Annotated in this window: 18 protein-coding genes; 12 read left to right on the top strand and 6 right to left on the bottom strand. The window is 65.6% G+C overall.

What is annotated here, in order from left to right; translation table 11 throughout:
* Positions 1-224 precede the first annotated feature (224 nt).
* Complete coding sequence (locus tag VI26_RS25245; protein WP_048409806.1) at positions 225-1163, bottom strand: PDR/VanB family oxidoreductase; 939 nt, start codon at positions 1161-1163, stop codon at positions 225-227.
* Between the two features lie 15 nt (positions 1164-1178).
* The gene (locus tag VI26_RS11045) at positions 1179-2324 is read right to left on the bottom strand and encodes an aromatic ring-hydroxylating dioxygenase subunit alpha (RefSeq protein WP_048409807.1); all 1146 of its coding nucleotides are present in this window, start codon (positions 2322-2324) and stop codon (positions 1179-1181) included.
* Between the two features lie 171 nt (positions 2325-2495).
* On the opposite strand from VI26_RS11045, the gene VI26_RS11050 reads away from it, so the two are divergent.
* From VI26_RS11050 to VI26_RS11075, 6 genes are all read left to right on the top strand, one after another.
* The gene (locus VI26_RS11050) at positions 2496-3437 is read left to right on the top strand and encodes a GlxA family transcriptional regulator (protein WP_048409808.1); all 942 of its coding nucleotides are present in this window, start codon (positions 2496-2498) and stop codon (positions 3435-3437) included.
* Between the two features lie 127 nt (positions 3438-3564).
* Positions 3565-5091 carry a fumarate hydratase gene (locus tag VI26_RS11055; protein WP_048409809.1) on the top strand — a complete coding sequence of 509 codons (1527 nt, stop codon included), beginning with the start codon at positions 3565-3567 and terminating at the stop codon, positions 5089-5091.
* A gap of 141 nt (positions 5092-5232) precedes the next feature.
* The gene (locus tag VI26_RS11060) at positions 5233-6951 is read left to right on the top strand and encodes a sensor histidine kinase (RefSeq protein WP_048409810.1); all 1719 of its coding nucleotides are present in this window, start codon (positions 5233-5235) and stop codon (positions 6949-6951) included.
* Positions 6948-7682 (top strand): two-component system response regulator BtsR, encoded by a 735-nt coding sequence (btsR, locus tag VI26_RS11065; RefSeq protein ID WP_231462624.1) that lies wholly within the window; start codon positions 6948-6950, stop codon positions 7680-7682. Before VI26_RS11060 ends, btsR begins: the two co-directional genes overlap by 4 nt.
* A 54-nt stretch (positions 7683-7736) precedes the next feature.
* Entirely contained in the window at positions 7737-8507 is a 771-nt protein-coding gene (locus VI26_RS11070; protein ID WP_156183845.1) for a hypothetical protein, read from the top strand.
* Between the two features lie 202 nt (positions 8508-8709).
* Positions 8710-10518: a carbon starvation protein A gene (locus tag VI26_RS11075; protein WP_048409812.1), complete on the top strand. Its 1809-nt coding sequence runs from the start codon at positions 8710-8712 to the stop codon at positions 10516-10518.
* Between the two features lie 62 nt (positions 10519-10580).
* On the opposite strand, the gene VI26_RS11080 is transcribed toward VI26_RS11075, so the two are convergent.
* Genes VI26_RS11080 through zigA form a run of 4 tightly spaced genes read right to left on the bottom strand, consistent with a single transcriptional unit; the run spans position 10581 to position 14604 of the window.
* Complete coding sequence (locus VI26_RS11080) at positions 10581-11918, bottom strand: dihydroorotase (protein ID WP_048409813.1); 1338 nt, start codon at positions 11916-11918, stop codon at positions 10581-10583.
* Complete coding sequence (locus VI26_RS11085; protein WP_048409814.1) at positions 11919-12479, bottom strand: carbonate dehydratase; 561 nt, start codon at positions 12477-12479, stop codon at positions 11919-11921.
* Positions 12476-13372, bottom strand: a complete 897-nt coding sequence (gene folE2, locus VI26_RS11090) for a GTP cyclohydrolase FolE2 (protein WP_048409815.1) — start codon at positions 13370-13372, stop codon at positions 12476-12478. Before folE2 ends, VI26_RS11085 begins: the two co-directional genes overlap by 4 nt.
* Entirely contained in the window at positions 13369-14604 is a 1236-nt protein-coding gene (gene zigA, locus VI26_RS11095) for a zinc metallochaperone GTPase ZigA (RefSeq protein ID WP_048409816.1), read from the bottom strand. The genes folE2 and zigA overlap by 4 nt, the downstream gene beginning before the upstream one ends.
* A 308-nt stretch (positions 14605-14912) precedes the next feature.
* Here zigA and VI26_RS11100 point away from each other — a divergent pair, with 308 nt between their 5' ends.
* From VI26_RS11100 to VI26_RS11125, 6 genes are all read left to right on the top strand, one after another.
* Positions 14913-18614, top strand: a complete 3702-nt coding sequence (locus VI26_RS11100; protein ID WP_048409817.1) for a nitrate reductase subunit alpha — start codon at positions 14913-14915, stop codon at positions 18612-18614.
* Positions 18611-20161, top strand: a complete 1551-nt coding sequence (gene narH / locus VI26_RS11105; protein ID WP_048409818.1) for a nitrate reductase subunit beta — start codon at positions 18611-18613, stop codon at positions 20159-20161. Before VI26_RS11100 ends, narH begins: the two co-directional genes overlap by 4 nt.
* An 11-nt stretch (positions 20162-20172) precedes the next feature.
* Positions 20173-20814, top strand: coding sequence for a nitrate reductase molybdenum cofactor assembly chaperone (narJ, locus tag VI26_RS11110; RefSeq protein ID WP_048409819.1), 642 nt, complete (start codon positions 20173-20175; stop codon positions 20812-20814).
* A 22-nt stretch (positions 20815-20836) separates the two neighbouring features.
* Complete coding sequence (gene narI, locus VI26_RS11115; RefSeq protein ID WP_048409820.1) at positions 20837-21523, top strand: respiratory nitrate reductase subunit gamma; 687 nt, start codon at positions 20837-20839, stop codon at positions 21521-21523.
* Positions 21524-21726: 203 nt separating this feature from the next.
* A complete protein-coding gene (locus tag VI26_RS11120) occupies positions 21727-22056 on the top strand; it encodes a glycine zipper domain-containing protein (protein ID WP_048409821.1) in 330 nt (109 codons plus the stop codon).
* 143 nt (positions 22057-22199) lie between these two features.
* On the top strand, positions 22200-24179 hold the full coding sequence (locus VI26_RS11125; protein ID WP_048409822.1) for a methyl-accepting chemotaxis protein: 1980 nt from the start codon (positions 22200-22202) through the stop codon (positions 24177-24179).
* Positions 24180-24282: the final 103 nt, after the last annotated feature.

Below are 24282 nucleotides of genomic sequence, written 5' to 3' on the forward strand. Positions count from 1 at the left end.
ATGCTCATGTACCACTTGTACACTCCGCTTCTTCAGCCGCAACGCCTTGTCTCGCCTTAGCCCGCGAGATCGTGAACAGGCTCTTAGGCCTGCTAACAAAACCGCGCAGCGTACCTGAGCCAAGGCGCGCCGACGCAGAAAACGAAGTTTCTGCGAAGCTACAGTACAAGTGGTACGACCAGGAGACGCAACGCAGGATCAGGGGTTTTGTTAGCGGGCCTTAGTTACAAATCCAGCACCAGCGGCCCGCTCCCCGCCGCCCGCGACACGCAGATCATGATGCGCTCCCGCCGCTCCGCCGCGCTCAGGTATTGGTCGCGGTGTTCGGCGTCTCCTGCCAGCAGCCTGGTTTCGCAGCTGCCGCAATAGCCTTCCCGGCATAGGTAGTCCGGCCGCAGCGAGCTCTGCCGTTCTATCGCCGCCAGGATGGATTCGTCAGCATCCACCCGCAGCCGCAGGCCGGAGCGGGCCAGTTCCACCTCGAAGCCGGCGCTCGCCGCCGCCGTGTCGGCGCTGAAGCGCTCATAGTGCAGCCGGCCGGCCGGCAAGCGCCGCGCGCAGGCGTCCGCAGCCGCCGCGATCAGTCGCTCCGGTCCGCAGACATACACCTGGCTGTCCGCCGGCGCGGCGGCGATCAGCGCGTCCAGGTCCAGCCTGCGGCCGGCCCGGCTCTCGTACAGGCGGACTCTGGCGTCGCCGCGCTCGCTGCGCTCGGCCAGCTGGGCGGCGAAGGCGGCGCCGGTGGCGTCGCGGAAGGCGTAGTGCAGCTGGTAGTTCGCGTCAGCGCCCAGCGCCGCCATATGGGCGATGAAGGGCGTAATGCCGATGCCGCCGGCGATGAACAGCCGCGGGCCGGGCACGGCGGCCAGCGGGAAACGATTGGCCGGCGCTTGCACCCGCAGGCGGCTGCCCGGCGCCAGCGCGTGCAGATAACGCGAGCCGCCGCGCGAATCCGGCTCGTGTTTTACCGCGATGCGGTAGACCCCGCCGCCGGGGTCCAACAGAGAATAGGCCGCCGGCCGGCCCGGCGGCGGCATCTCCACCACGATGTGGCTGCCGGACGGGCAGGGCGGGGCCGGGCCGTCCAGCGGCCGCAGGGTGAAGGCCTTGACGCCGGCGGCTACTTCTTCGATGGCGCAGACTTCGGTGACGATGGCGGGCATGCGCGGCGCTCCGGTTCAGCCGCGGTAAGCGGCGGCCACCATCTGGTGGAAATGGGCGATGCCGTGCTCGCTGATGCCGCTGCGCTGGCTGTCCGCCATGATGCGGCCCTGGCCGCGGTAGCCGCGCGATTGCAGCCCGCGTTGCACGCTTTCCACCAGCCGCAGGTCTTCGGGGCGGAAGTCGTCGCGTGCCCAGCTGACGAAGCGGCGCTGTTCCTCGCTCAAATCCTGGTTCAGGAAGAGGATTTCGTAATGCTGGACGGTGACGCCGGCGGATTCCGGAAATTCGTAGATCACCGTCATCGCCGCGTCGCCGGGCACCACGTTGAACATCACGCCGGGCCACAGCCAGTAGCCGTTGAAAGCCTGGTTGGCGGCCTCGCCGTCGAAGGCGTAGCTGCTGTCGCTGGATTGGGCGGCGCCGCGCTGCAAGGTCCAGCGGCCGTGAAGGCTGTGGGTGTAGCCGTCGGTGGTCACCGATTGCGAGAAGCTGGGGTGGGCCGGCGCGCAGTGGTAGCACTCCATGTAGTTGTCGACGATGACTTTCCAGTTGGCCGGCGTGGTGGTGACCACGCGCTCGGCCACCTTCAAGTCCGCCACTCGCGGACATACTTGCATGAAGTGCTCGCGCAGGCCGGCGTATTCGACGTCGATGTCCACCGCGTCCGGGTCCATGTTGACGAAGACGAAGCCGCAGTTTTCGGCCACCCGCAACGGGCTCAGGTGACTGCCGGCCCGGTCGAAGTCCGCCACCTGCTCGCAGTTGCGCGCGTGGGCCAGTTGGCCGTCCAGCTTGAAGGCCCAGGCGTGGTAGGGACAGGTGATCACATTCCTGGCTTGGCCGCTGCCGCTGAGCAGTTCGTGGCCGCGGTGCGGGCAGACGTTGTAGAAGGCGCGCAGCTCGCCGTCGCGGTCGCGCAGCAGCAGGATGTTCTCGCCTATCACCCGGCGGGTGACGTAATCGTTGGGCCGGGCCAGCTCGCTGCCGTGGCACAGGCAGAGCCAGGATTTGGCGAAGATCTGTTCTTTTTCGTACTGGAACACCTCGTCGGCGGTGTAGCAGCGCGCCGGCAGGGTGTGGGCGCGGTCGATGTCGCTGCAGAAGTCGGCGGGCAGGCGCGGCGCGGCGGGCGGGGGCTGGATGATGGCGTGCTGCTGCATGACGGGGCTCCTTAAAAAGCCTTGAGTGGGGGACGGCTGTTGATGATTTAACGGTTTGCCGGCGGCTGCGGAGCGGATGGCGGCGACGCTTACTTTTCATTGCGCGACAATTTGCATTGGCGCGAACCGGGCGCTCGCGCTTATGCTGGGTCTTGGACTGGGGAGGGGGCGGTGGACGAATACCATTTCCTGCTGTTGCCGGAGTTTTCCTTCATCGGCTTCGCCGCGTTGATGGAGCCGTTCCGCATTGCCAATCGCTTTCAGCCCGGCGCCAGCCGCTGGCGGCTGTTGTCCGTGGACGGGCAGGCGGTGGCGGCCAGCAACGGCATCGCACTGATGGTGGACGGCGCGCTGGCGGAGGCCGGGCCGTGCACCTGTCTGTTCGTGGTCAGCAGCTTCCATCCGTTGCGGCATTACACGCCGGAGCTGGGCGCGGCGCTGCGGCGGCTGGAGCGCGGGGGCGTGACCCTGGGGGCGATAGACACCGGCTGTTTCATCCTGGCCGAGGCCGGCTTGCTGCGCGGCGAGACGGTGACGCTGCACTGGGAGGCGATTCCGGCTTTCCGGGAACGCTACCCGCAGGTGACCGCCAGCCAGGAGCTGTTCCTGACCGAGCGGCGGCCCACCTCCGCCGGCGCGGTGGCCGGGCTGGATCTGGCGCTGGCCTTGCTGGCGCGCCGTCACGGCCGCGAGCTGGCGCTGGCGGTGTCCGAGCAATTGGTGCAGGGGCAGATGCGCAGCCCATCCGAGCACCAGCGCCTGCAGGTAGCCAGCCGCTACCAGGTGCACAACAAGAAGCTGGCGCAGGCGATACGGCTGATGGAGGAGCAACTGGAGGAGCCGTGGCCGCCGGAGGAGCTGGCCGCGCGTTGCGGCGCCACCCGCCGCCAGCTGGAACGCTTGTTCCGCGCGCATCTCAAGGCCTCGCCGGCGGAGTTCTACCGCGCGCTGAGGCTGGATCGCGCCCGCTGGCTGCTGCGCCAGACCGAGCTGAGCGTGGTGGAAATCAGCGTGGTCTGCGGCTTTGAGTCGCCGTCTTATTTTTCCCGCGCCTATCGCAAGCGTTTCGACCGCAGTCCGAGGGAAGATCGCGAGGATCGCAGCGGTCTTTAGGCCGCCCATTGGCTGGCCGCGGACGGTTTTATCGGGTACTGTTGAGGGTTTGGATTGGCGCGGGCGGCGCGCCTCCATAAAATAACAGGGCAAACCCCAAATAGCCCTACGCTGGAGAAACCCGAAAATGGCCATCATCCGTCAGGAAGACTTCGTGCAAAGCATTGCCGACGCCTTCCAGTTCATCAGCTATTACCATCCCAAAGACTATATCGACGCGCTGTACCAGGCGTATCTGAAGGAAGAGAGCCCGGCGGCCAAGGACGCCATGGCCCAGATCCTGATCAACAGCCGCATGTGCGCCGAAGGCAAGCGCCCGATCTGTCAGGATACCGGCATCGCCGTGGTGTTCCTGAAGGTGGGCATGAAGGTGCAGTGGGACGCCGAGTTGTCGGTGCAGGAGATGGTGAACGAAGGCGTGCGCCGCGCTTACCTGAACCCGGACAACAAGCTGCGCGCCTCGGTGCTGCTGGACCCGGCCGGCAAACGCCAGAACAGCAAGGACAATACCCCGGCGGTGGTGCATTTCGAGATCGTCGAAGGCGACGGCGTGGAAGTGACCTGTGCGGCCAAGGGCGGCGGCTCGGAGAACAAATCCAAGTTCTACGCGCTGAATCCGTCCGATTCCATCGTGGACTGGGTGCTGAAGACCCTGCCCACCATGGGCGCCGGCTGGTGTCCGCCGGGCATTCTCGGCATCGGCATCGGCGGCACGCCGGAAAAGGCGATGCTGCTGGCCAAGGAAAGCCTGATGAGCCATGTGGACATCCAGGACTTGAAAGCCAAGGCCGACAGCGGCGCGGAACTGAGCCGCGTGGAGCAACTGCGCCTGGAGCTGTTTGAAAAGGTCAACGCGCTGGGCATCGGCGCCCAGGGCCTGGGCGGCCTGACCACGGTATTGGACGTGAAGATTCTGGATTACCCCACCCACGCGGCCAGCCTGCCGGTGGCGATGATCCCCAACTGCGCGGCCACCCGCCACGTGCACTTCCACCTGGACGGCAGCGGCCCGGTCGCGCTGGAAGCGCCGCGCCTGGAAGACTGGCCGGACATCACCTACGACAACTCCAACGGCAAGCGCGTCAACCTGGACGCCATCACCCCGGAAGAGGTGCAAAGCTGGCAGCCGGGCGACGTGCTGCTGCTCAACGGCAAGATCCTCACCGGCCGCGACGCCGCGCACAAGCGCATGGTGGACATGCTGAACAAGGGCGAGAAGCTGCCGGTGGACTTCACCAATCGCTTCATCTACTACGTGGGTCCGGTGGATCCGGTGCGCGACGAAGTGGTGGGCCCGGCCGGCCCCACCACCGCCACCCGCATGGACAAGTTCACCCGTCAGATGCTGGAGCAGACCGGCCTCTTGGGCATGATAGGCAAGGCCGAGCGCGGTCCCTCCGCGATCGAGGCGATCAAGGACAACAAGGCGGTCTATCTGATGGCCGTAGGCGGTTCCGCCTACCTGGTGTCCAAGGCGATCAAGGCGTCCAAGGTGGTGGCTTTCGAAGACCTGGGCATGGAAGCCATTTACGAGTTCGAGGTCAAGGACATGCCGGTGACGGTGGCGGTGGATTCCTGTGGTTCCAGCGTGCACAACACCGGCCCGGCCGAGTGGCGCGTGAAGATAGGCAAGATTCCGGTGATCCCGGTGTAAAGTCTGGATGGAAAGAAACGGTCGCCTTCGGCGGCCGTTTTTGTTTGCGCCGGCGGCGCTTGAAAACGGTTTGATCCAGACCAAGGTCGGGCGGCGAACCGTCGCCTATGCTCGACGGCACACCCTTACTGTGCTGCCCGCATGTTGACCGAGTTTTCATTGATCCTGACCTTGTTGCAGCAGATGTGCGTTTACCTGGTGATCGCCTATCTCTTGTCCAAGACGCCGCTGTTCATCCCGCTGACCCAGGTCACCATCCGCCTGCCGCACAAGCTGGTGTGCTATCTGGTATTTTCGGTGTTCTGCGTGATGGGCACTTATTTCGGCCTGCACATCGACGACTCCATCGCCAATACCCGCGCCACCGGCGCGGTGCTGGGCGGCATGTTGGGCGGGCCGTGGGTGGGGCTGGCGGTGGGCTTCACCGGCGGCCTGCATCGTTATTCGCTGGGCGGCGTCACCGCCGGCGCCTGCATGGCGTCCACCATGGCCGAAGGCCTGCTGGGCGGGCTGGTGCACCATTATTTCGTGCGGCGCGGCCAGTTGGGGCGGGTGTTCGACCCGCTGGCGGTGGCCGCGGTGGCGCTGTTGGCCGAGTGCATGCAAATGCTGATCCTGCTGGCGGCGGTCAAGCCCTTCGCCGCCGCCTGGCATCTGGTGCGCAGCATCGCGCTGCCGATGATGATAGCCAACACCCTGGGCGCGGCCATGTTCATGCGCATCTTGCTGGACCGGCGCGCGCTGGCGGAGAAGTATTCCTCCGCTTTCTCCTCCAAGGCGCTGCAGATCGCCGCCCGTGCCGAGGGTGTGTTGCGCCACGGCTTTGATCGCGACAACTGCATGACCATGGCGCGCATCCTGTACGAGGAACTGGGCGTGGGCGCGGTGGCGCTGACCGACCGCGAGCGGCTGCTGGCCTTCATCGGCGCCGGCGCCGACCACCATCTGGCGGGCACGCCGATCACCTCGCCGCTGACCCAGCGCGCGATTGCCGCCAACCAGGTGGTGTACGCCGACGGCAACGAGACGCCTTACCGTTGCTCCATCAGCCCGGCCTGCAAGCTGGGCTCCTCGCTGGTGATCCCCTTGCGCGGCGAGGACGAGCGGGTGATAGGCACCATCAAGCTGTACGAGACGCGCAACAAGTTGTTTTCCGGCATCAACCTGACCCTGGGCGAGGGCATTGCCCGGCTGCTGTCCAACCAGATCCTGCAAGGCAAGTACGAGCAGCAGAAACAGCTGCTGGCTCAGACCGAGATCAAGCTGCTGCACGCCCAGGTCAATCCGCATTTCCTGTTCAACGCGCTCAACACCCTGTCCGCGGTGATACGCCGCAACCCGGAACACGCGCGCCAACTGGTGCAATACCTGTCCACTTTTTTCCGCAAGAATCTGAAGCGCTCCAGCGAGATGGCCACGCTGGGCGACGAGATCGATCACGTCAGCGCCTATCTGCGCATCGAGGAGGCGCGCTTCGCCGGCCGGCTGCAGGTGGAGATAGCAGCGCCGGAGGCGGCGCGCCGCGCCGAGCTGCCGGCCTTTTCCCTGCAGCCGCTGGTGGAAAACGCGATCAAGCACGGCACCTCCCAGCTGCTGGAGCCGGGGCGCATCCGCATCTCCGCCCGCTGCGACGCGCAAGGCCTGCGGGTGACGGTGGAGGACAACGCCGGGCTCTACCGCAAGCCGGAGCAGAGCGACGGCCTGGGCATGTCGTTGGTGGACCGCCGCATCCGCGCCCGTTACGGCGAGGCCTACGGGGTGGCGGTGGATTGCGCGCCTGAGCTTTACACCCGAGTCAGCCTGCTGCTGCCCTGTCGTTGCCCGCAGGCGGACGCGCGCCGCGCCGGAGCGGCGGCATGAGCGCGGCCGGCCTGCCCAGCGCGCTGCTGGTGGACGACGAGCCGCTGGCGCGCGACGAATTGCGCCAGCTATTGCAGGCCGCCGGCGGACTGGACATCGTCGGCGAGTGCGGCAACGCGGTGGAGGCCATCGCCTTCATCCATCGCCGTAAGCCGGACGTGGTGTTCCTGGACATCCAGATGCCGCGCATCAGCGGCCTGGAAATGCTGGCGATGTTGGACCCGGAGGCCATGCCGCAAGTGGTGTTCGTCACCGCTTACGACGCCTACGCGTTGCAGGCCTTTGAAGAACACGCCTGCGACTATCTGCTGAAGCCGGTGGACCCGGCGCGCTTGACCAAGACCCTGGCGCGGCTGCGCCAGCGCGCCGCGCCGCCGCTAGCAGCGATGAGCGCCTTGGCGCCGCTAAGCCTGATTCCCTGCCAGGGCGTCAACCGCATCGTGCTGTGCCGCTTGGAGGAGGTGGCTTATGTCTGCTCCCGGCTCAGCGGCGTTTACGTGGTGGACGCCGCCGGTGTGGAGCGCTTCACCGAGCTGACGCTGCGCACGCTGGAAGAGCGCAGCGATCTGTTCCGCTGCCATCGGCAATACCTGGTGCGCTTGTCGGCGATCCGGGAAATCCTGTTCGGCGACAACGGCGTCGCCACCATCCATACGCTGGACGGCCACAGCCTGCCGGTCAGCCGCCGCTATCTGAAGCCCTTGAAGGACGCGTTGGGCATCGCCGGCTGAAGCGGCGGCCAGCCGCGTGTGCTACATCTCAGACAGGGGGAGTGTGAGATGGCGATGCGACTATTACAATGCGCGGCCTTGGCGCTGGGGATGACGCCTGGGCTGCTTCATGCCTGCAATGGCACGGCGACGCAGGACAGCTCGCCGGACATCCGGCGGCCGGACTTGCACGGCATTGCCGTGTTTCTGCCGCAATTGCTGGAGAACAATCAAAGCAGCCCGTTCGCTGAACTGCTGCAAGTGGTGGCCAGGCATTACAAGGAAGGCAAGATCAGCTTCAGCATCGAGCCGGTCAAGCGCGTGTACATGGACACCAGTGACAAGAACGCGGATTTCCGCTTTCCCATCATGAAGGTGCGCGACAGCGCCGACGATGCCACACCGTATCAGTTCACCCGGGAAATGCTGGGCAAGGTCACTTTCGTGCTCTACACCCACAAGAGCCGGCCGTTGAGCCGGGACGATGTGCTGCGCATGGCCAATCTGGCCAAGTACGACATCGAAGCGCCGCCAGTGAACTGGGGCTTCCCCAGCAAGAGCGTGGTCAATCTGGAACTGTCGTTGAAAAAGCTGAACCTGGGCCGGGTGGACGGGGTGTTGTGGGCTCAGGAGGAGGCGGATTATCTGGTGCGCAAGTTCAAGCTGTCCAATATCCATCGCACCCGCTTCGACGATTACCCGGACGTGCTCTTCCTCAATTGCAACCATCGCGGCGATTTCGTCAATCAGGCGCTGAGCCGGGCCATCCGCGCCGCGCGCGCCAGCGGCGAGTTGCAACAAGCTTATCTCAAGGTGCATAAGCCTTATCAGGATTGGCAGCCCTGAGCGGCGGGTGTTCATGCCGTTCTTTACCGTTCTGCTTTCCCATGGTTTTCGTCGTCGTGCCTGCGAGCGAGATTTCCGGGCGCCGCTCGCCCCCTTTGGGCTACCGCTGGCGCCGCCATGCTGCCGCTGAGCCGGTTTCCGCCCCACGGCGGCCGCGCCCGCGCGTAAGTTCCGGGTAAGACTATCACCGGAGCTGACAAAAATGGATCACGCATTGACCTTCGTGATCGCCACCCTTTGCATACTTGCCATCTGCTACCGCCTGTACGGGGTGTTCTTCACGCGCAAGGTATTGGGTGTCGATGATAGCGCCGTGACCCCGGCGCATGAATTGCAGGACGGCAAGGACTATGTGCCCACCAGCAAGTGGGTGGCGTTTGGCGGCCACTTCGCCGCCATCGCGGCGGCCGGCCCGCTGGTGGGGCCGGTGCTGGCCGCCCAGTACGGCTATCTGCCCAGCATGCTGTGGCTGCTGATAGGCTGTGTGATCGGCGGCGCGGTGCACGACACCGTGGTGCTGTTCGCCTCGATGAAGCATCACGGCAAATCGCTGTCGGAAGTGGCCAAGACCGAACTCGGCCCCTGGGCCGGCTGGTGCACCGGCCTGGCCATGCTGTTCATCATCACTATCACCATGGCCGGCCTGTCCATGGTGGTGGTGCATGCGCTGGAGCGCAATCCCTGGGGTGCGTTCGCGGTGAGCATGACCATTCCCATCGCCATCGCCGTCGGCCTGTGGGAGCGCGTCACCGGCAGCATGAAGAACGCCAGCTATGTCGGCGTCGCCGCCATCATGGCCTGTGTGTTCGCCGGCCCTTATATCCAGGGCACCGCGCTGGGCGAACTGCTGACGCTGAAAGCGTCCACCGTGTCCCTGCTGCTGCCCATCTACGCCTTCTTCGCCACCGCGTTGCCGGTGTGGATGCTGTTGACTCCGCGCGCCTGCCTGTCCAGCTTCATGAAGATAGGCGTGTTCGGCTTGCTGGTGGTGGGCGTGGTGTTCATCAACCCGCAAATCCAGTTCCCCGCCGTCACCCAGTTCATCCACGGCGGCGGCCCGGTGCTGGCCGGCCCGGTATGGCCGTTCATCTCCATCACCATCGCCTGCGGCGCGATTTCCGGCTTCCATGCCTTCATCGGCTCCGGCACCACGCCCAAGCAGATAGACCGCTGGAGCGACATCCTGCCGGTGGGTTTCGGCGCGATGCTGGCCGAATGCGTGGTGGGGGTGATGGCCTTGATCGCCGCCACCGCCTTGCACCCGGCGGATTACTTCGCCATCAACTCCGCGCCGGACACCTTCGCCAAGCTGGGCATGCAGGTGGTGAACCTGCCGCAGCTGTCCCAGGAGATCGGCCTGGACCTGTACGGCCGCACCGGCGGCGCGGTGACGCTGGCGGTGGGCATGGCGGACATCTTCACCCGCATTCCCTGGTTCCATAATCTGGCGTCCTATTTCTTCCAGTTCATGGTGATGTTCGAAGCGGTGTTCATCCTTACCGCCATCGATTCCGGCACCCGCGTCGCCCGTTATCTGATCCAGGATTTCGTTGGCGACGCCTGGGCGCCGCTCAAGCGCACCGACTGGATGCCCGGCGCCATCGGCGCCTCGGTGGTGGCCTGCCTGCTGTGGGGTTATCTGCTGAACTCCGGCGACATCAATTCGGTGTGGGCGCTGTTTGGCGTGTCCAATCAGCTGATGGCGTCCATCGGCCTGATCATCGGCGCCACCATCATCCTGCGGCTGTCGCACAATCGCGCCTACATGATGACTTGCTTGCTGCCGCTGGCTTATCTCTACGTCACCGTCAATTACGCCGGCTACTGGATGATCAAGCACGTTTACCTGAACCCGGCGGCCAAGGGCTACAACCTGTTCAACGCCGCCATCTCCATCGCCATGCTGGCGCTGGGCCTGGTGATCCTGCTGTCCGCCTGCCGCAAGTGGATGGAGTTGTTGGCGCGTCCGGCGCCGGAGGCGCGGCGCGAGCTGGCCGCCACGGAGGCTTGAGCTGCTTGATCAAAATTGGGGTAAGACTTGGCCCGCTGGAAACAGCGGGCTTTTTTGCCTGTTCAACGCATAAACCGCAGCGGCAGTCCCTGGCAGTCCGGCTGGATGCGGCCCTGATGCCAGGCCAACTGACCGGAAACGATGGTGGCGCTGACCGCGTGGCGGAAGGCCAGATGCGGGAACGGGGTCCAGCCGCAATGGGCCAGCAGGGCGTCGCGGCACACCGGGCGCGGCGCGGGCAGGCGCTGCACCAGCGTGAGATCGGCCCAATAGCCTTCGCGCAGATAGCCGCGTTCGGCGATGGCGAAGCGCGTGGCCACCGCGTGGCTGGTCTTGTCCACCAGTTGCGGCAGCGTCAGTTCGCCGTCGGCCACCAGTTCCAGCAGCGCCGGCAGCGCGTGCTGAACCAGCGGCAGGCCGGCCGGGGCCTGGGCGTAGGGTTGCTGTTTTTCCTCCCAGGCGTGCGGCGCGTGATCGGTGCCGATCAGATCGATGCGGCCGTCGCGCAGCGCCTGGCGCAGCGCGGCGCGGTCGGCGCGGCTTTTGATCGCCGGATTGCATTTGATCAGGTGGCCCAGGCGGGCGTAGTCGCCGTCGTCCAGCAGCAGGTGGTGGACGCAGGCTTCGGCGGTGATGCGCTTGCCGGCGACGGGGCCGGGCTGGAACAGCTCCAGTTCGCGCGCGCTGCTCAGGTGTAGCACGTGCAGCTGGCTGCCGTGGCGCCGCGCCAGCTCCACCGCCAGCCGGGTGGATTGGTAGCAGGCTTCGGCGTCGCGGATCAGCGGGTGCTGGTTCGGCGGGATGTCGTCGCCGAAGCGCAGCCGCCAGGCGGCTTCGCGTTCGCGGATGCGCGGCGTGTGTTCGCAGTGGGTGAGGATGGGCAGCGGGCAAGCGGCGAACAGCCGTTCCAGCGCGGCCGGGTCGTCCAGCAGCAGGTCGCCGGTGCTGGCGCCCATGAACACTTTGACGCCTGCGGCGCGCTTGGGCGGCAGCGCGGCGATCAAGTCCAGATTGTGGCGGGTGGCGCCGAGGTGGAAGCCGTAATTGGCCACCGAGCCGGCGGCGGCGCGGCTTTCCTTGTCCGCCAGCGCGTCCAGGCAGGTGGTGGCCGGCCGGGTGTTGGGCATGTCCATGAAGCTGGTGACGCCGCCGGCCACCGCGGCGCGGGATTCGCTGGCGATGCTGCCCTTGTGCGGCGCGCCGGGTTCGCGGAAGTGGACTTGGTCGTCGATCATGCCGGGCAGCAGCCATTGGCCGGCGGCGTCGATGTCGATGTCGCCGGGGCGGCCGGGCAGGCTGGCATCGATGCGGCGGATGCGGCCGTTGCCGACGCGCAGGTCGGCTTCCCACTCGCGGCCGTCGCTGACCAGGCGGGCGTTGCGGATCAGGATGTCGCTCATTCAGAACTCGTTTTGCAGCGCTTTGTAGCCGCGCACCAGTTCGCTGTTGGCGCGCAGCACGTCTTCGGAGAATTCGGCGGCGGACACGCTGGCCTTGGGCAGGCGCGCGGTGTCGCTGGCCGCGCCTATGCGTTCGGTGGAGGCCACGTAGCAGCCGGCAGGCAGTTCGCAGCCGTCCACCACCGCGTTGTGGCGCACCACGCAGCCGTCGCCGACGCGGCAGTTGAACAGCACGCTGTTGAAGCCGACGAAGACGCGTTCGCCCACGGTGCAGGGGCCGTGGATGATGGAGCGGTGGGCGATGGAGGTGTGCGCGCCTATGGCGACGGCGGCGCCGGCCTTGGAGTGGATGACCACGCCGTCCTGGATATTGGAGTGGGGGCCGATGACGATGGCCTCCATCTCGCCGTTGGCGTCCACTTCGTCGGCGCGGATCACCGCGTAGGGGCCGATGAAGACATGGTCGTGGACGATGATCTTGCCGCAGAGGATGGCGGTTTTGTCGACGTAGGCGGATTCGGCGATCACCGGCAGGTGGCCCGAAGGGTTCTTGCGTATCATGCGAGCCCCTCCGGGAGCTGACTTGCCGCCACCGCGTCGTGAGGGTGCAGGCTTTCCTGGTGGCGGACGTCGACCCGGCTCAGGCCGTGGCCGGCCAGCGCCGCTTGCAGCCGGCGCGCGGCGTCTTCCACATACATCAGATTGGCGCCGTTGAGCGCGGCGAAGGCTTGTTCGTCGGCGCGCTTGACCGCGGTTTGCACCGGGGTGGCCAGTGCCTGCTCGGCCAGGTCTATGCGCGCCGCCAGCTCCCAGCCGGCGGCGTCGGCGGGGATGTCGAAGCGCAGCCGCGCCTGGCTGCGCTGGCTGTGCGGGGTGGCCAGGGTGGCGTGTTCCAGCAGCCAGTCGTAAACCGCGTCCGGCGTGGCCGCGCAGTTCTGTTGGAGGAAGGCGTCGGCGATCAGCCGGCGCGCCAGCGCGGCGGAGCAGGGGCAGGTGGAGGAGTAGGCGATTTCCACTTCGGCCCACAGCCGGCAGCCGTCGCCATCGAGTTCGGCGCCCAGCGCGGCCGGGTAGGCTTTCCAGCCGGACAGGCCCGGCGTGGCCAGCGCCGGGCGTTGGCATAGCAGTTCAAAGCGGAATTCGGCGCGGGCGGCGTCGCTGCCGCAGTCGGCGTGGCTGTCCGCCATCGCCCGCAGCAGCCGGCCGAGGGCGTCCGGGCTCAGCGGCGCGGCGCCGGCGTGAGGCTGCAGCAGCCGGTAGAGCCGGGACATGTGTATGCCCTTGATCGCCGGCTGGGGCAGGTTGACTTGCACGCTGGCGCGGGCGGAGACGCAGCCGTGGGCGGCGTCCGCCAGCCGCAGCGGCAGCGCGATGCCGTCCATGCCCACCCAGTTCAAGGACAGCAGCGCGGCGGCGGCGCCGCTGCGCGCGATATCGGGCAGCGGGGCGTTCATGCCGTTTCCTCCGCCACGGCGGTTTCCAGCGGCGGGAAGGGGTCCGGCAGCAGCGCCCAGGCGGCCGGGCCGGCGGCCATTTCGGCCTCGTCCAGCAGGCAGGCGTCCAGTTGCCGGCGCAGTTCGGCTTCGTTCATGGCGATGCCGATCAGCACCAGTTCCTGGCGCGCGTCGCCGATGCCGTCCAGCCAGTGGCTTTCGATCTGGCGCAGGCTGTCTTCGTCCTGCGGCCAGTGTTCGCGCGGGGTGGCGGCCCACCATTGGCCGGCCAGCTCGTGGCGGCACACCGCGCCGGCCTGCGACCACAGCTGGGCGTGGGCCGGGCGGCTGGCCAGCCAGAAATAGCCCTTGGAGCGCAGCACGCCCGGCCATTCCCGCTGCGCCAGTTCAAAGAAGCGCTGCGGATGGAAGGGGCGGCGCGCGCGGTAGACGAAGCTGGCGATGCCGTATTCCTCGGTTTCCGGCGTGTGCTCGCCGCGCAGCTCGCCGAGCCAGCCGGGGGCATCGGCGGCGGCGTCGAAGTCGAACAGGCCGGTGTTGAGCACCGCGTCCAGCGGCACCTGGCCGAAGCGGGCTTCGACGATGCGGGCGCGCGGGTTGAGCTGGCGCAGGATGCCGGCCAGCCGTTCCTTGTCCGCGGCGTCGATCAGATCGGTCTTGTTGAGCACGATCACGTCGCAGAACTCCACTTGTTCGATCAACAGGTCCGCCACCGTGCGTTCATCGGCCTCGCCCAGGGATTCGCCGCGTTGTCGCAGCTGATCGCGCGAGGCGTAGTCACGCAGGAAGTGACAGGCGTCCACCACGGTGACCATGGTGTCCAGCCGCGCGGAGTCGGCCAGGCTGCGGCCTTGCTCGTCGGCGAAGGTGAAGGTTTCCGCCACCGGCAGCGGCTCGGCGATGCCGGTGGATTCGATCACCAACTGGTCGAAGCGCCCTTCATGCGCCAGCCGCGACACTTCCAGCAGCAGGTCTTCGCGTAGGGTGCAGCAGATGCAGCCATTGCTCATTTCCACCAGTTTTTCCTCGGTGCGCGACAGCGCGGCGCCGCCGTCGCGCACCAGGGCGGCGTCGATATTGACCTCGCTCATATCGTTGACGATCACCGCCACGCGGCGGCCTTCGCGGTTGTTGAGGATGTGGTTGAGCAAGGTGGTCTTGCCGGCGCCGAGGAAGCCGGACAGCACGGTGACCGGCAGTCTGGCGTCGGCGGGGGAGGCGGAGCTTGTCATCGCGAGGGGTCCAATTGAGTGATTGCGCTATGGGGAAGACAGCCGGCCCGGCCGTCGTTTTTGTTATGTTATAACATTTTATTTTTCCGCGACAAGCGCCGGATGCGCGGGACTAGTTCTTTCTGGCTAGTCCTTCTCGCCAAAGTACTAACCGTGACTAGTGCCAATGCGCCGCCACGCGCCAACCTTCGGCGAATGTCGATGCTTGTCGCTAGGTTCTAAGCTTGCAATCAAGTGAAAAGGTCCGTTTCCCCCGGTGGCTGGAGCCACCGATCCGCGCGGCGCGGACCCCGATATTTGGAGGCAAGATGAGTCACTTTCTCGACCGTTTGAATTTCCTGGGCAAGACCCGCTCCACCTTTGCCAATGGTCATGGCGCCGTCGTCAACGAGGATCGCGGTTGGGAAAACGCCTACCGCCAACGCTGGCAGCACGACAAGGTGGTGCGTTCCACCCATGGCGTGAACTGCACCGGCTCCTGTAGCTGGAAGGTGTATGTGAAGAACGGCCTGATCACCTGGGAAACCCAGCAGACCGATTACCCGCGCACCCGGCCGGACCTGCCCAATCACGAACCGCGCGGCTGCCCGCGCGGCGCGTCCTACAGCTGGTACGTTTATTCCGCCCAGCGCGTCAAATACCCGATGATCCGCGGCCGGCTGGCCAAATTGTGGCGCGAGGCGCGCCAGACCCTGAGTCCGGTGGAAGCCTGGGAGCAGATCAGCCAGACGCCGGAATTGGCTAAGCAGTACAAGTCCAAGCGCGGCCAGGGCGGTTTCGTGCGCGCCAGCTGGGAAGAGGCCAATGAGATCGTGGCCGCCGCCAACGCCTTCACCATCAAGAAGTTCGGTCCGGACCGCGTGGTGGGCTTCTCGCCGATTCCGGCGATGTCCATGGTGTCCTACGCCGCCGGCAGCCGCTACCTCAGCCTGATCGGCGGCGTGCCGCTGTCCTTCTACGACTGGTATTGCGACTTGCCGCCGGCCAGCCCGCAGACCTGGGGCGAGCAGACCGACGTGGCCGAGTCCGCCGACTGGTACAACTCTACTTATCTGATGGTGTGGGGCTCCAATGTGCCGATGACCCGCACCCCGGACGCCCACTTCTACACCGAGGTGCGCTACAAGGGCACCAAGACGGTGGCGGTGTCCAGCGACTTTGGCGAAATGGCCAAGTTCGGCGACATCTGGATGGCGCCCAAGCAGGGCACCGACGCCGCGCTGGCGATGGCGATGGGCCATGTGATCTTCAAGGAATTCCACCTCGATAATCCATCCGGCTATTTCACCGACTACATCCGCCGCTATACCGACATGCCGATGCTGGTGGCGCTGAAGCAAGACGGCGAGCGTTACATTCCGGACTACTTCCTGCGCGCCTCCCATCTGGCGGACAGCCTGGGCGAAGACAACAATCCGGACTGGAAAACCCTGCTGATCGACGAGGCCAGTGGCGACATCGTCGCGCCCAACGGTTCCATCGGCTTCCGCTGGGGCCAGGCCGAGGGCAAGACCGGCAAGTGGAACCTGGAGCAGAAGGATGGCGCCAGCGGCCGCGAAGTGTCCGGCAAGCTGTCGCTGATCAAAGAAAGCGACGCGGTGGTGGGCGTTGGCTTCCCTTACTTCGGCGCCGAGCACGATGAACTGCTGACTCGCAATGTGCCGGCCAAGCGCATCCGCCTGGCCGACGGCAGCGAAACCCTGGTGGCCACGGTATTCGACCTGATGGCGGCCAACTACGGCATAGACCGTGGCCTGGGCGGCGGCAATGTCGCCGTCGACTACATGGACGACGTGCCCTATACCCCGGCCTGGCAGCAAAAGCACACCGGCGTGAAGCCGGAACTGGTGATCCAGGTGGCGCGCGAGTTCGCGCAGAACGCGGACCAGACCCAAGGCAAGTCCATGGTCATCGTCGGCGCGGCGCTGAACCACTGGTACCACATGGACATGACCTACCGCGGCATCATCAATATGCTGATGCTGTGCGGCTGTATCGGCCAGTCCGGCGGCGGCTGGTGCCACTACGTGGGCCAGGAAAAACTGCGTCCGCAAACCGGCTGGGCGCCGTTGGCCTTCGCCGGCGACTGGAACCGCCCGGCGCGGCAGATGAACGGCACCAGCTTCTTCTATGCGCATACCAGCCAGTGGCGGCATGAAAAACTGGGCGTGGGCGAAATCCTGGCGCCCACCGCCGACGGCCGCATGGCCGGCATGGCGCTGATCGACTACAACGCCAAGGCCGAGCGCATGGGCTGGCTGCCGTCCGCGCCGCAGCTGTCCGCCAACCCGCTGGAGGTGACCCGCGCCGCGGCTGCCGCCGGCCAGGACGCCGCCGCCTACGTGGTGGACGGCCTCAAGTCCGGCAAGCTGGACCTGGCCTGCAACGACCCGGACAACCCGCAGAACTTCCCGCGCAATATGTTTGTGTGGCGTTCCAACATCCTGGGCAGCTCCGGCAAGGGCCACGAATACTTCCTCAAATACCTGTTGGGCACCCAGAACGCGGTGCTGAATTCGGAAGACGATTGCATCAAGCCGACCGAAATCACCGTGCGCCCGGCGGCGGAAGGCAAGCTGGACCTGCTGGTGGTGCTGGACTTCCGCATGTCCACCACCTGCTTGTACGGCGATATCGTGCTGCCCACCGCCACCTGGTACGAGAAGGACGACCTCAACACCTCGGACATGCACCCCTTCATCCACCCGCTGTCCGAAGCGGTGCAACCCTTGTGGCAGTCGCGCACCGACTGGGAGATCTACAAGGGCTTCGCCAAGAAGTTGTCCGAGATCGGCAAGGACTACCTGGGCGTGCAAAAAGACTTGGTGCTGACCCCGCTGATGCACGACACCCCGGAAGAGCTGGGCCAGCCCTTCGATCCCAAGGACTGGAAAAAAGGCGAGTGCGAGCCGGTGCCAGGCAAGACCATGCCCAAGATGACGGTGGTGGAGCGCGACTACGGCGCGATCTACGACAAGTTCACCACCATCGGCCCCTTGCTGGAAAAAGCCGGCAACGGCGGCAAGGGCATCAACTGGAAAACCGGCCATGAAGTGGACATCCTGCGCGGCCTGAACCAGGTGGCGAGCCAGGGTGCCGGCAAGGGCCAGCCCAAGCTGGAAACCGCTATCGACGCCGCCGAGATGATTCTGACGCTGGCGCCGGAAACCAACGGCCACGTGGCGGTGAAGGCCTGGGACGCGCTGTCCAAGATCACCGGCCGCGATCACACCCATCTGGCCAAGCCGCGCGAGCATGACAGCATCCGCTTCCGCGACGTGCAGGCGCAGCCGCGCAAGATCATTTCCTCGCCCACCTGGTCCGGCCTGGAAAGCGAAGAAGTCAGCTACAACGCCGGCTACACCAATGTGCACGAGCTGATCCCTTGGAGAACCATCACCGGCCGTCAGCAGTTCTACCAGGATCACCAGTGGATGCGCGCCTTCGGCGAAGGCCTGTGCGTGTACAAGCCGGCGGTGGATCTGAAAACCACCCAGGCGGTGCTGGGCAAGCGCGGCAACGGCAATCACGAGCTGGTGCTGAACTTCCTGACCCCGCACCAGAAGTGGGGCATCCACAGCACCTATTCCGACAATCTGCGCATGCTGACCCTGAGCCGCGGCGGCCCGCACGTGTGGCTGTCCGAGGATGACGCCAAGAAGGCCGGCATCGTGGACAACGACTGGATCGAGGTGTTCAACGTCAATGGCACGCTGACCGCCCGCGCGGTGGTATCGCAGCGGGTGCCTCAGGGCATGACGCTGATGTACCACGCTCAGGAGAAGATCGTGAACGTGCCGGGCGCGGAAGTGTCCGGCAAGCGCGGCGGCATCCATAACTCGGTGACCCGCGCGGTGACCAAGCCCACCCACATGATTGGCGGTTACGCGCAACTGTCCTGGGGTTTCAATTACTACGGCACCGTGGGCGCCAACCGCGACGAATTCGTGGTAGTGCGCAAGATGAACAAGGTGGACTGGATGGATAGTCCGGCAGGAGATAAAGAATGAAAATCCGCGCTCAAATCGGCATGGTGCTGAATCTGGACAAGTGCATCGGCTGCCACACTTGTTCGGTCACCTGCAAGAACGTCTGGACCAGCCGCGACGGCGTCGAATACGCCTGGTTCAACAATGTGGAAACCAAGCCCGGCATCGGTTACCCCAAGGAATGGGAGAACCAGGAAAAATGGAAGGGCGGCTGGGTGCGCAAGCCCAACGGCAAGCTGGAGCCGCGTCAGGGCGGACGGCTGAAAATCCTGGGCAATATCTTCGCCAACCCCAATATGCCGGCGATAGACGATTACTACGAGCCGTTCACCTACGATTACGAACACCTGCAGAACGCGCCGGAAATGCAGACGCCGCCCACCGCGCGGCCGGTGTCGGTGCTGACCGGCAAGAAGATGGACAAGATCGAATGGGGCCCGAACTGGGAAGACGATCTGGGTGGCGAATTCTCCAAGCGCAGCAAGGACGCCTTGTTTGAAGGCATCCAGAAGGAAATGTACTCGGCCTTCGAGAACACCTTCATGATGTATCTGCCGCGCCTGTGCGAACACTGCCTGAACCCGGCCTGCGTTGCTTCCTGTCCGTCCGGCTCCATCTATAAGCGCGAAGACGACGGCATCGTGCTGATCGATCAGGACAAATGCCGCGGCTGGCGCATGTGCGTGTCCGGCTGCCCGTACAAGAAGATTTATTACAACTGGACCTCCGGCAAGGCCGAGAAGTGCACCTTCTGCTACCCGCGCATCGAGGGCGGCCAGCCGACGGTGTGCTCGGAAACCTGCGTCGGCCGCATCCGCTACCTGGGCGTGCTCTTGTACGACGCCGACAAGATAGACGAAGCCGCCGCGGTGGAAGATCCGAAGAGCCTGTACGAGGCGCAGCTGGGCGTGTTCCTGGATCCGAACGCGCCGGAGGTGATCGCCGAGGCGCAGAAGCAGGGCATTCCGCAAAGCTGGATCGACGCCGCGCAGCGCTCCCCGGTCTACAAGATGGCGATGGAGTGGAAAGTGGCTTTCCCGCTGCACCCGGAATACCGGACCCTGCCGATGGTGTGGTACATCCCGCCGCTGTCGCCGATCCAGTCCGCGATGGAAAACGGCCTGATAGGCGAGAACGGCATCATTCCGGACGTCAAGGATTTGCGCATCCCCATCCAGTACCTGGCCAATCTGTTGACCGCGGGCAAGGAAGAGCCGGTGGTGAAGGCGCTGGAAACCATGGTCGCGATGCGGCGCTATATGCGCAAGAAGAGCGTGGAGAAGGTGTCGGACGCCGCCACTCTCAAGGGCACGCATCTGAACCCGGCCCAGGTGGAAGAGATGTACCAGGTGATGGCCATCGCCAATTACGAAGACCGCTTCGTGATTCCGTCCAGCCACAAGGAATTGGTGGAAAACACCTTCGAGGACAAGGCGTCCTGCGGCTTCACCTTCGGCAACGGCTGCTCCGGCGGCGAGTCCGAGGCCAGCCTGTTCGGCAAGAAGAAGGCGACCCCCATCGTGTTCCACGACATGCGGCGCGACCGCAAGTCCAATTCCGGTCAGTGAAGGAGAACGCCATGCGCATCTATCAGGCAATGTCGGCGCTGCTGTGCTACCCGGAGCCGGAGCTGCTCGCGGCGGCGGACGACATCCGCGCCGAAGTGGCGGCCGAGCCGCGCGTCGCCCGGCTGCTGGAACCGCTGCTGCTGTCGCTGGAGGGCGAGGATCTGATCACGCTGCAAGAACGCTATGTGCAGACCTTCGACCGCAATCCCAGCCACTCGCTGCACCTGTTCGAGCATATCCACGGCGAGGACCGCGCCCGCGGCCAGGCCATGGTGGACCTGTTGGCCGAGTACCAGGCCCAGGGTTTCGAGCCGGCTGCGAACGAGCTGCCGGACTACCTGCCGCTGTTCCTGGAGTTCCTGGGGCAGTGCCAGCCGGAGGAGGCCACCCGCCTGCTTTCCGATGCGGTGCATGTGATCGCCCACGTCGCCGCCAAGCTGGCCGACAGCCATTCCCACTACGCCGGCGTGTTGCAGGGGCTGGTGCTGCTGTCGCCGGTGGCGCCGGAAGCGCTGACCGTGCCGCCGGTGCGCGACATGGACGAGATGCTGGAGACCTTCGGCCCCGGCGCGGACGGCGTGGAGCCGCTGCTGAAGCCGGCGCGGCCGGCCATCGCCCCGGTGAATTTTTACCCGCAGCGGCCGCAGGGCTGAATCCCGCTGCCAGGAGAGCAACATGAACTATCTGCACCAATTCGTATTCGGCATCTACCCCTACATCGCGCTGGCGGTGTTCCTGCTGGGCAGCCTGATCCGCTTCGACCGCGAGCAATACAGCTGGAAGAGCGAATCCTCGCAGTTGCTGTACCGCGGCCAGCTGCGGCTGGGCAACATCCTGTTCCACCTCGGCATCATCGGCCTGTTCTTCGGCCATCTGGTGGGCCTGCTGACCCCGCTGGCGGTATGGGACGCGCTGGGTGTCAGCCACAGCTTCAAGCAAGTGTTCGCGATGACGGCCGGCGGCATCATGGGCGGCCTGTGCCTGATCGGCATCCTGATCCTGCTGCACCGTCGCTTTACCTGTGACCGGCTGGCGGCCAACACCACCTGGCGCGACAAGCTGGTGTTGCTGTGGATTCTGGCCACCTTGCTGCTGGGCCTCAGCACCATCGCGGTGTCGGCGCAGCATCTGGACGGCCACGAAATGGTGTTGCTGATGAGCTGGGCCCAGCACATCGTCACCCTGCGCGGCGACGCGGCCATCTTCATCGTCGACGCCTCGCCGGTGTTCAAGGCGCACCTGTTCATGGGCATGAGCTTGTTCGTGATCTTCCCGTTCACCCGCCTGGTGCACGTGTGGAGCGGCTTCGGCGCGGTGAGCTATCTGGGCCGGGCCTGGCAGCTGGTGCGGCCGCGGGGCTGATCCCGCAGGATCGTTAAGGTTCGAATGAAAAATGGCGGAGCGCCTTGGGGGGCTCCGCCATTTTTTCATGCCGTCCGGCTACATATAAATTCGAGAAGTTGTGTAGTACTAACAAGAGCGAACAATCCCTAACAATTCGATACAGCTGGCTGTCAACCAAACGGTTAATCTGGGCCATCTGTTCAAATTCGGGAGTTAGCCGCATGAAACGCGCACTTGTCATCATTTCGCTGAGCCTGGCCGGCCTGGCCTCCACCGCCCTGGCGGATACTTCCACCATCGTCGGCGGCGCGCTGGGCGGCGCGGCCGGCGCGGCGGTGGGCGAGGCAGTGGGCGGCCGCAACGGCGCCATCATCGGCGGCGCGGTGGGCGGCGCTTCCGGCGCGGCCATCGGCCACGACTACGGCAAGCCGGCGGCGTCGGAACGCCGCGACGACGACGGCCGCCGCTATCGCAAGCATCGTCACCACCGCCATCACCGCGACAAGGGCTATTTCTGCCCGCCGGGCCAGGCCAAGAAAGGCCGTTGCTGAGCTGCCGCCGCTGTCCAGCCGGCCATTGGCATTAAACCTATCGCAGTATTCAGCATGAACCGGGCTTGATCTATATTGATGGGTGTTGGTTTCCATTGTCATGGAAAATCAAGAGAAACAGTCGATAGAGATCGGAGCCCGCCATGCTGTCCAGGCTATCCCTCGCCAGCAAGCTGCTATTGCTGCTGCTGCCTTTTTCCGCCGCCCTGATCGGCCTCGCCTCGGTGCTGGCCGTTGATCGCTTCCAGACCCTGTCGGAGTTGCAACGCTCGGATCGCCTGATCCAGGTGGCGGCGCGTTCCAGCCAGTTGATCCATGATTTGCAGACCGAGCGCGGCCTGAGCAACGGCTTTCTCAACGGCCACGCCGCCAGCCTGCCGCCGCCCTTGCAGCAGGCGCGCGCGGTCAGCGACAAGGACCTGGCCGCCTTCCGCGACGAGGCGGCCAATCACGCCGCCAGCAGCCTGGCCGGCGATCTGTCCGCCCTGAGCGGGCAGTTGGACGGCCTGGCGCCATTGCGCGCCGACGTGGAAAAACGCGCGACGCCGGCGGCCGAGGCTTTCACCGCCTATTCCAGCCGTATCGACGCCTTGATCGGCCTGATCGCCAAGCTGGCGCAAGCCAATAGCGACGGCGATCTGCTGCGCAGCACCGCGGCCTTGCTCAGCCTGCAATGCGAGAAGGAGTTCGCCGGCCGCGAGCGCGGCTACGTCAACGGCGTGCTCAGCGGCGGCGCCTTCGACCAGAAAAGCTTCGGCCAGGCCGCGGGCCTGAACGCCAAGCAAGCCGCCTGCGCCGGCCAGCTGCGGCTGATGGCGGATGACGCCCTGCGCGGCCGCGTCGACGCGATGGAAGGCGGCGAGGAAGCCAAGGCGGTGCAGGCGCTGCGCGAGAAGCTGTTGAGCCAGCCGCTGGGCCAGCCGGCCGGCGTGGCGCCGGAGCAATGGTTCCAGGCGGCGAGCAAGCGCATCGGCGCCTTGAAGACGCTGCAGGATCAATTGCTGGACGATCTGGCGCGCCAGGTCGCCGCCAAGGTGTCCCAGGCGCGCACCGATCTATGGGTGACGCTGGGCGGCTCCGCGCTGGTGATCCTGCTGTTGGGCGGCCTGGGCTTCGCCATCTACCGCGGCATCCATGGACCGGTACGGCGGCTGGAACTGCTGATGACCTCGATGAGCCGGGATTTTGATCTGCGTCCGCGCGCCGGCATTCAGGGGCAGGACGAGATCGCGCGCATGGGCAAGGCCTTCGATCACTTGGTGGAAGCCTTCGCCAAGACGCTGAACCAGGTTAACGGCAATGCCCATTCCCTGGTGGACGCGGCCAATGCGATGCTGGGGATATCCCACCGCGCGGCCAAGGCATCGGAGGCGCAAAGCCAGTCGGCGGCCGGCATCGCCGCCGCGGTGGAGGAGATGAGCGCGGGCATAGAGTCGGTCAGCGCCAATACCCGGCTGTCGCTGAACGTGGCGCAGCAGATGCAGAGCAGTGTCAGCGATGGCCGCGAACGCATGCGCAGCACCACCCAGGCGATGAACCAGACCTCATCGGTGCTGGGTGACGCCGGCGGCCGGATCGAGGCCCTGCAGCAGAAGTCCGAGGACATCCGCTCCATCATCACCGCCATCCGCGAAATCGCCGACCAGACCAATCTCTTGGCCTTGAACGCGGCGATCGAGGCCGCGCGCGCCGGGGAGATGGGCCGCGGCTTCGCGGTGGTGGCCGACGAGGTGCGCAAGCTGGCCGAACGCACCGGCAAGGAGACGCTGGACATCACGTCCTTGATCGAAGACATCCGCGGCGAGACTCAGACCGCCGCCCATCATATGCAGGAGGCGCGGCAGCGCATGGAGTCTGGCCTGGAACTGGTGGGCCAGACCGTGCACGATCTGGATGAAATCCACGACGAGGCCAGCGAGGCGGCCGCCAAGAGCCAGGGCACCGCGGCGGCGATGGCGCAGCAGACCGCAGCCAGCGGCGAGGTGGCCAACAATATCAGCGTGATCGCGTCCCTGGCCGAGGAAAACTCCGGCCTGGTGCAGGAGGTGGCGGACTTGTCCGACCGGCTCAACGCCTCCGCCGGTCAGTTGGTGGAGTTGGTGGATAAGTTCAAGCACGTCTAATAGCCGCGCTGGCCCACCCTGGTGAGCGCGGCTCCACCCGGCCCCCAGGCTTCAATTCAGCCGACTGGCCCCTAGTTACAAGTGACTAGGGGCCAGCGTGCTT

The organism is Chromobacterium sp. LK1 (assembly GCF_001043555.1).
Taxonomy (GTDB): Bacteria; Pseudomonadota; Gammaproteobacteria; order Burkholderiales; family Chromobacteriaceae; genus Chromobacterium; species Chromobacterium aquaticum.

Bases quoted from the DNA above. Each gene is read 5' to 3' on its own strand.
- VI26_RS11120 (WP_048409821.1), top strand. From the start codon at position 21,727: ATGAAACGCGCACTTGTCATCATTTCGCTGAGCCTGGCCGGCCTGGCC.
- VI26_RS11075 (WP_048409812.1), top strand. From the start codon at position 8,710: ATGGATCACGCATTGACCTTCGTGATCGCCACCCTTTGCATACTTGCC.
- VI26_RS11080 (WP_048409813.1), bottom strand. From the start codon at position 11,918: ATGAGCGACATCCTGATCCGCAACGCCCGCCTGGTCAGCGACGGCCGC.
- VI26_RS11125 (WP_048409822.1), top strand. From the start codon at position 22,200: ATGCTGTCCAGGCTATCCCTCGCCAGCAAGCTGCTATTGCTGCTGCTG.
- VI26_RS11055 (WP_048409809.1), top strand. From the start codon at position 3,565: ATGGCCATCATCCGTCAGGAAGACTTCGTGCAAAGCATTGCCGACGCC.
- folE2 (WP_048409815.1), bottom strand. From the start codon at position 13,372: ATGAACGCCCCGCTGCCCGATATCGCGCGCAGCGGCGCCGCCGCCGCG.
- VI26_RS11060 (WP_048409810.1), top strand. From the start codon at position 5,233: ATGTTGACCGAGTTTTCATTGATCCTGACCTTGTTGCAGCAGATGTGC.
- VI26_RS25245 (WP_048409806.1), bottom strand. From the start codon at position 1,163: ATGCCCGCCATCGTCACCGAAGTCTGCGCCATCGAAGAAGTAGCCGCC.
- btsR (WP_231462624.1), top strand. From the start codon at position 6,948: ATGAGCGCGGCCGGCCTGCCCAGCGCGCTGCTGGTGGACGACGAGCCG.
- narH (WP_048409818.1), top strand. From the start codon at position 18,611: ATGAAAATCCGCGCTCAAATCGGCATGGTGCTGAATCTGGACAAGTGC.
- VI26_RS11045 (WP_048409807.1), bottom strand. From the start codon at position 2,324: ATGCAGCAGCACGCCATCATCCAGCCCCCGCCCGCCGCGCCGCGCCTG.
- zigA (WP_048409816.1), bottom strand. From the start codon at position 14,604: ATGACAAGCTCCGCCTCCCCCGCCGACGCCAGACTGCCGGTCACCGTG.
- VI26_RS11070 (WP_156183845.1), top strand. From the start codon at position 7,737: ATGCGACTATTACAATGCGCGGCCTTGGCGCTGGGGATGACGCCTGGG.
- VI26_RS11100 (WP_048409817.1), top strand. From the start codon at position 14,913: ATGAGTCACTTTCTCGACCGTTTGAATTTCCTGGGCAAGACCCGCTCC.
- narI (WP_048409820.1), top strand. From the start codon at position 20,837: ATGAACTATCTGCACCAATTCGTATTCGGCATCTACCCCTACATCGCG.
- narJ (WP_048409819.1), top strand. From the start codon at position 20,173: ATGCGCATCTATCAGGCAATGTCGGCGCTGCTGTGCTACCCGGAGCCG.
- VI26_RS11085 (WP_048409814.1), bottom strand. From the start codon at position 12,479: ATGATACGCAAGAACCCTTCGGGCCACCTGCCGGTGATCGCCGAATCC.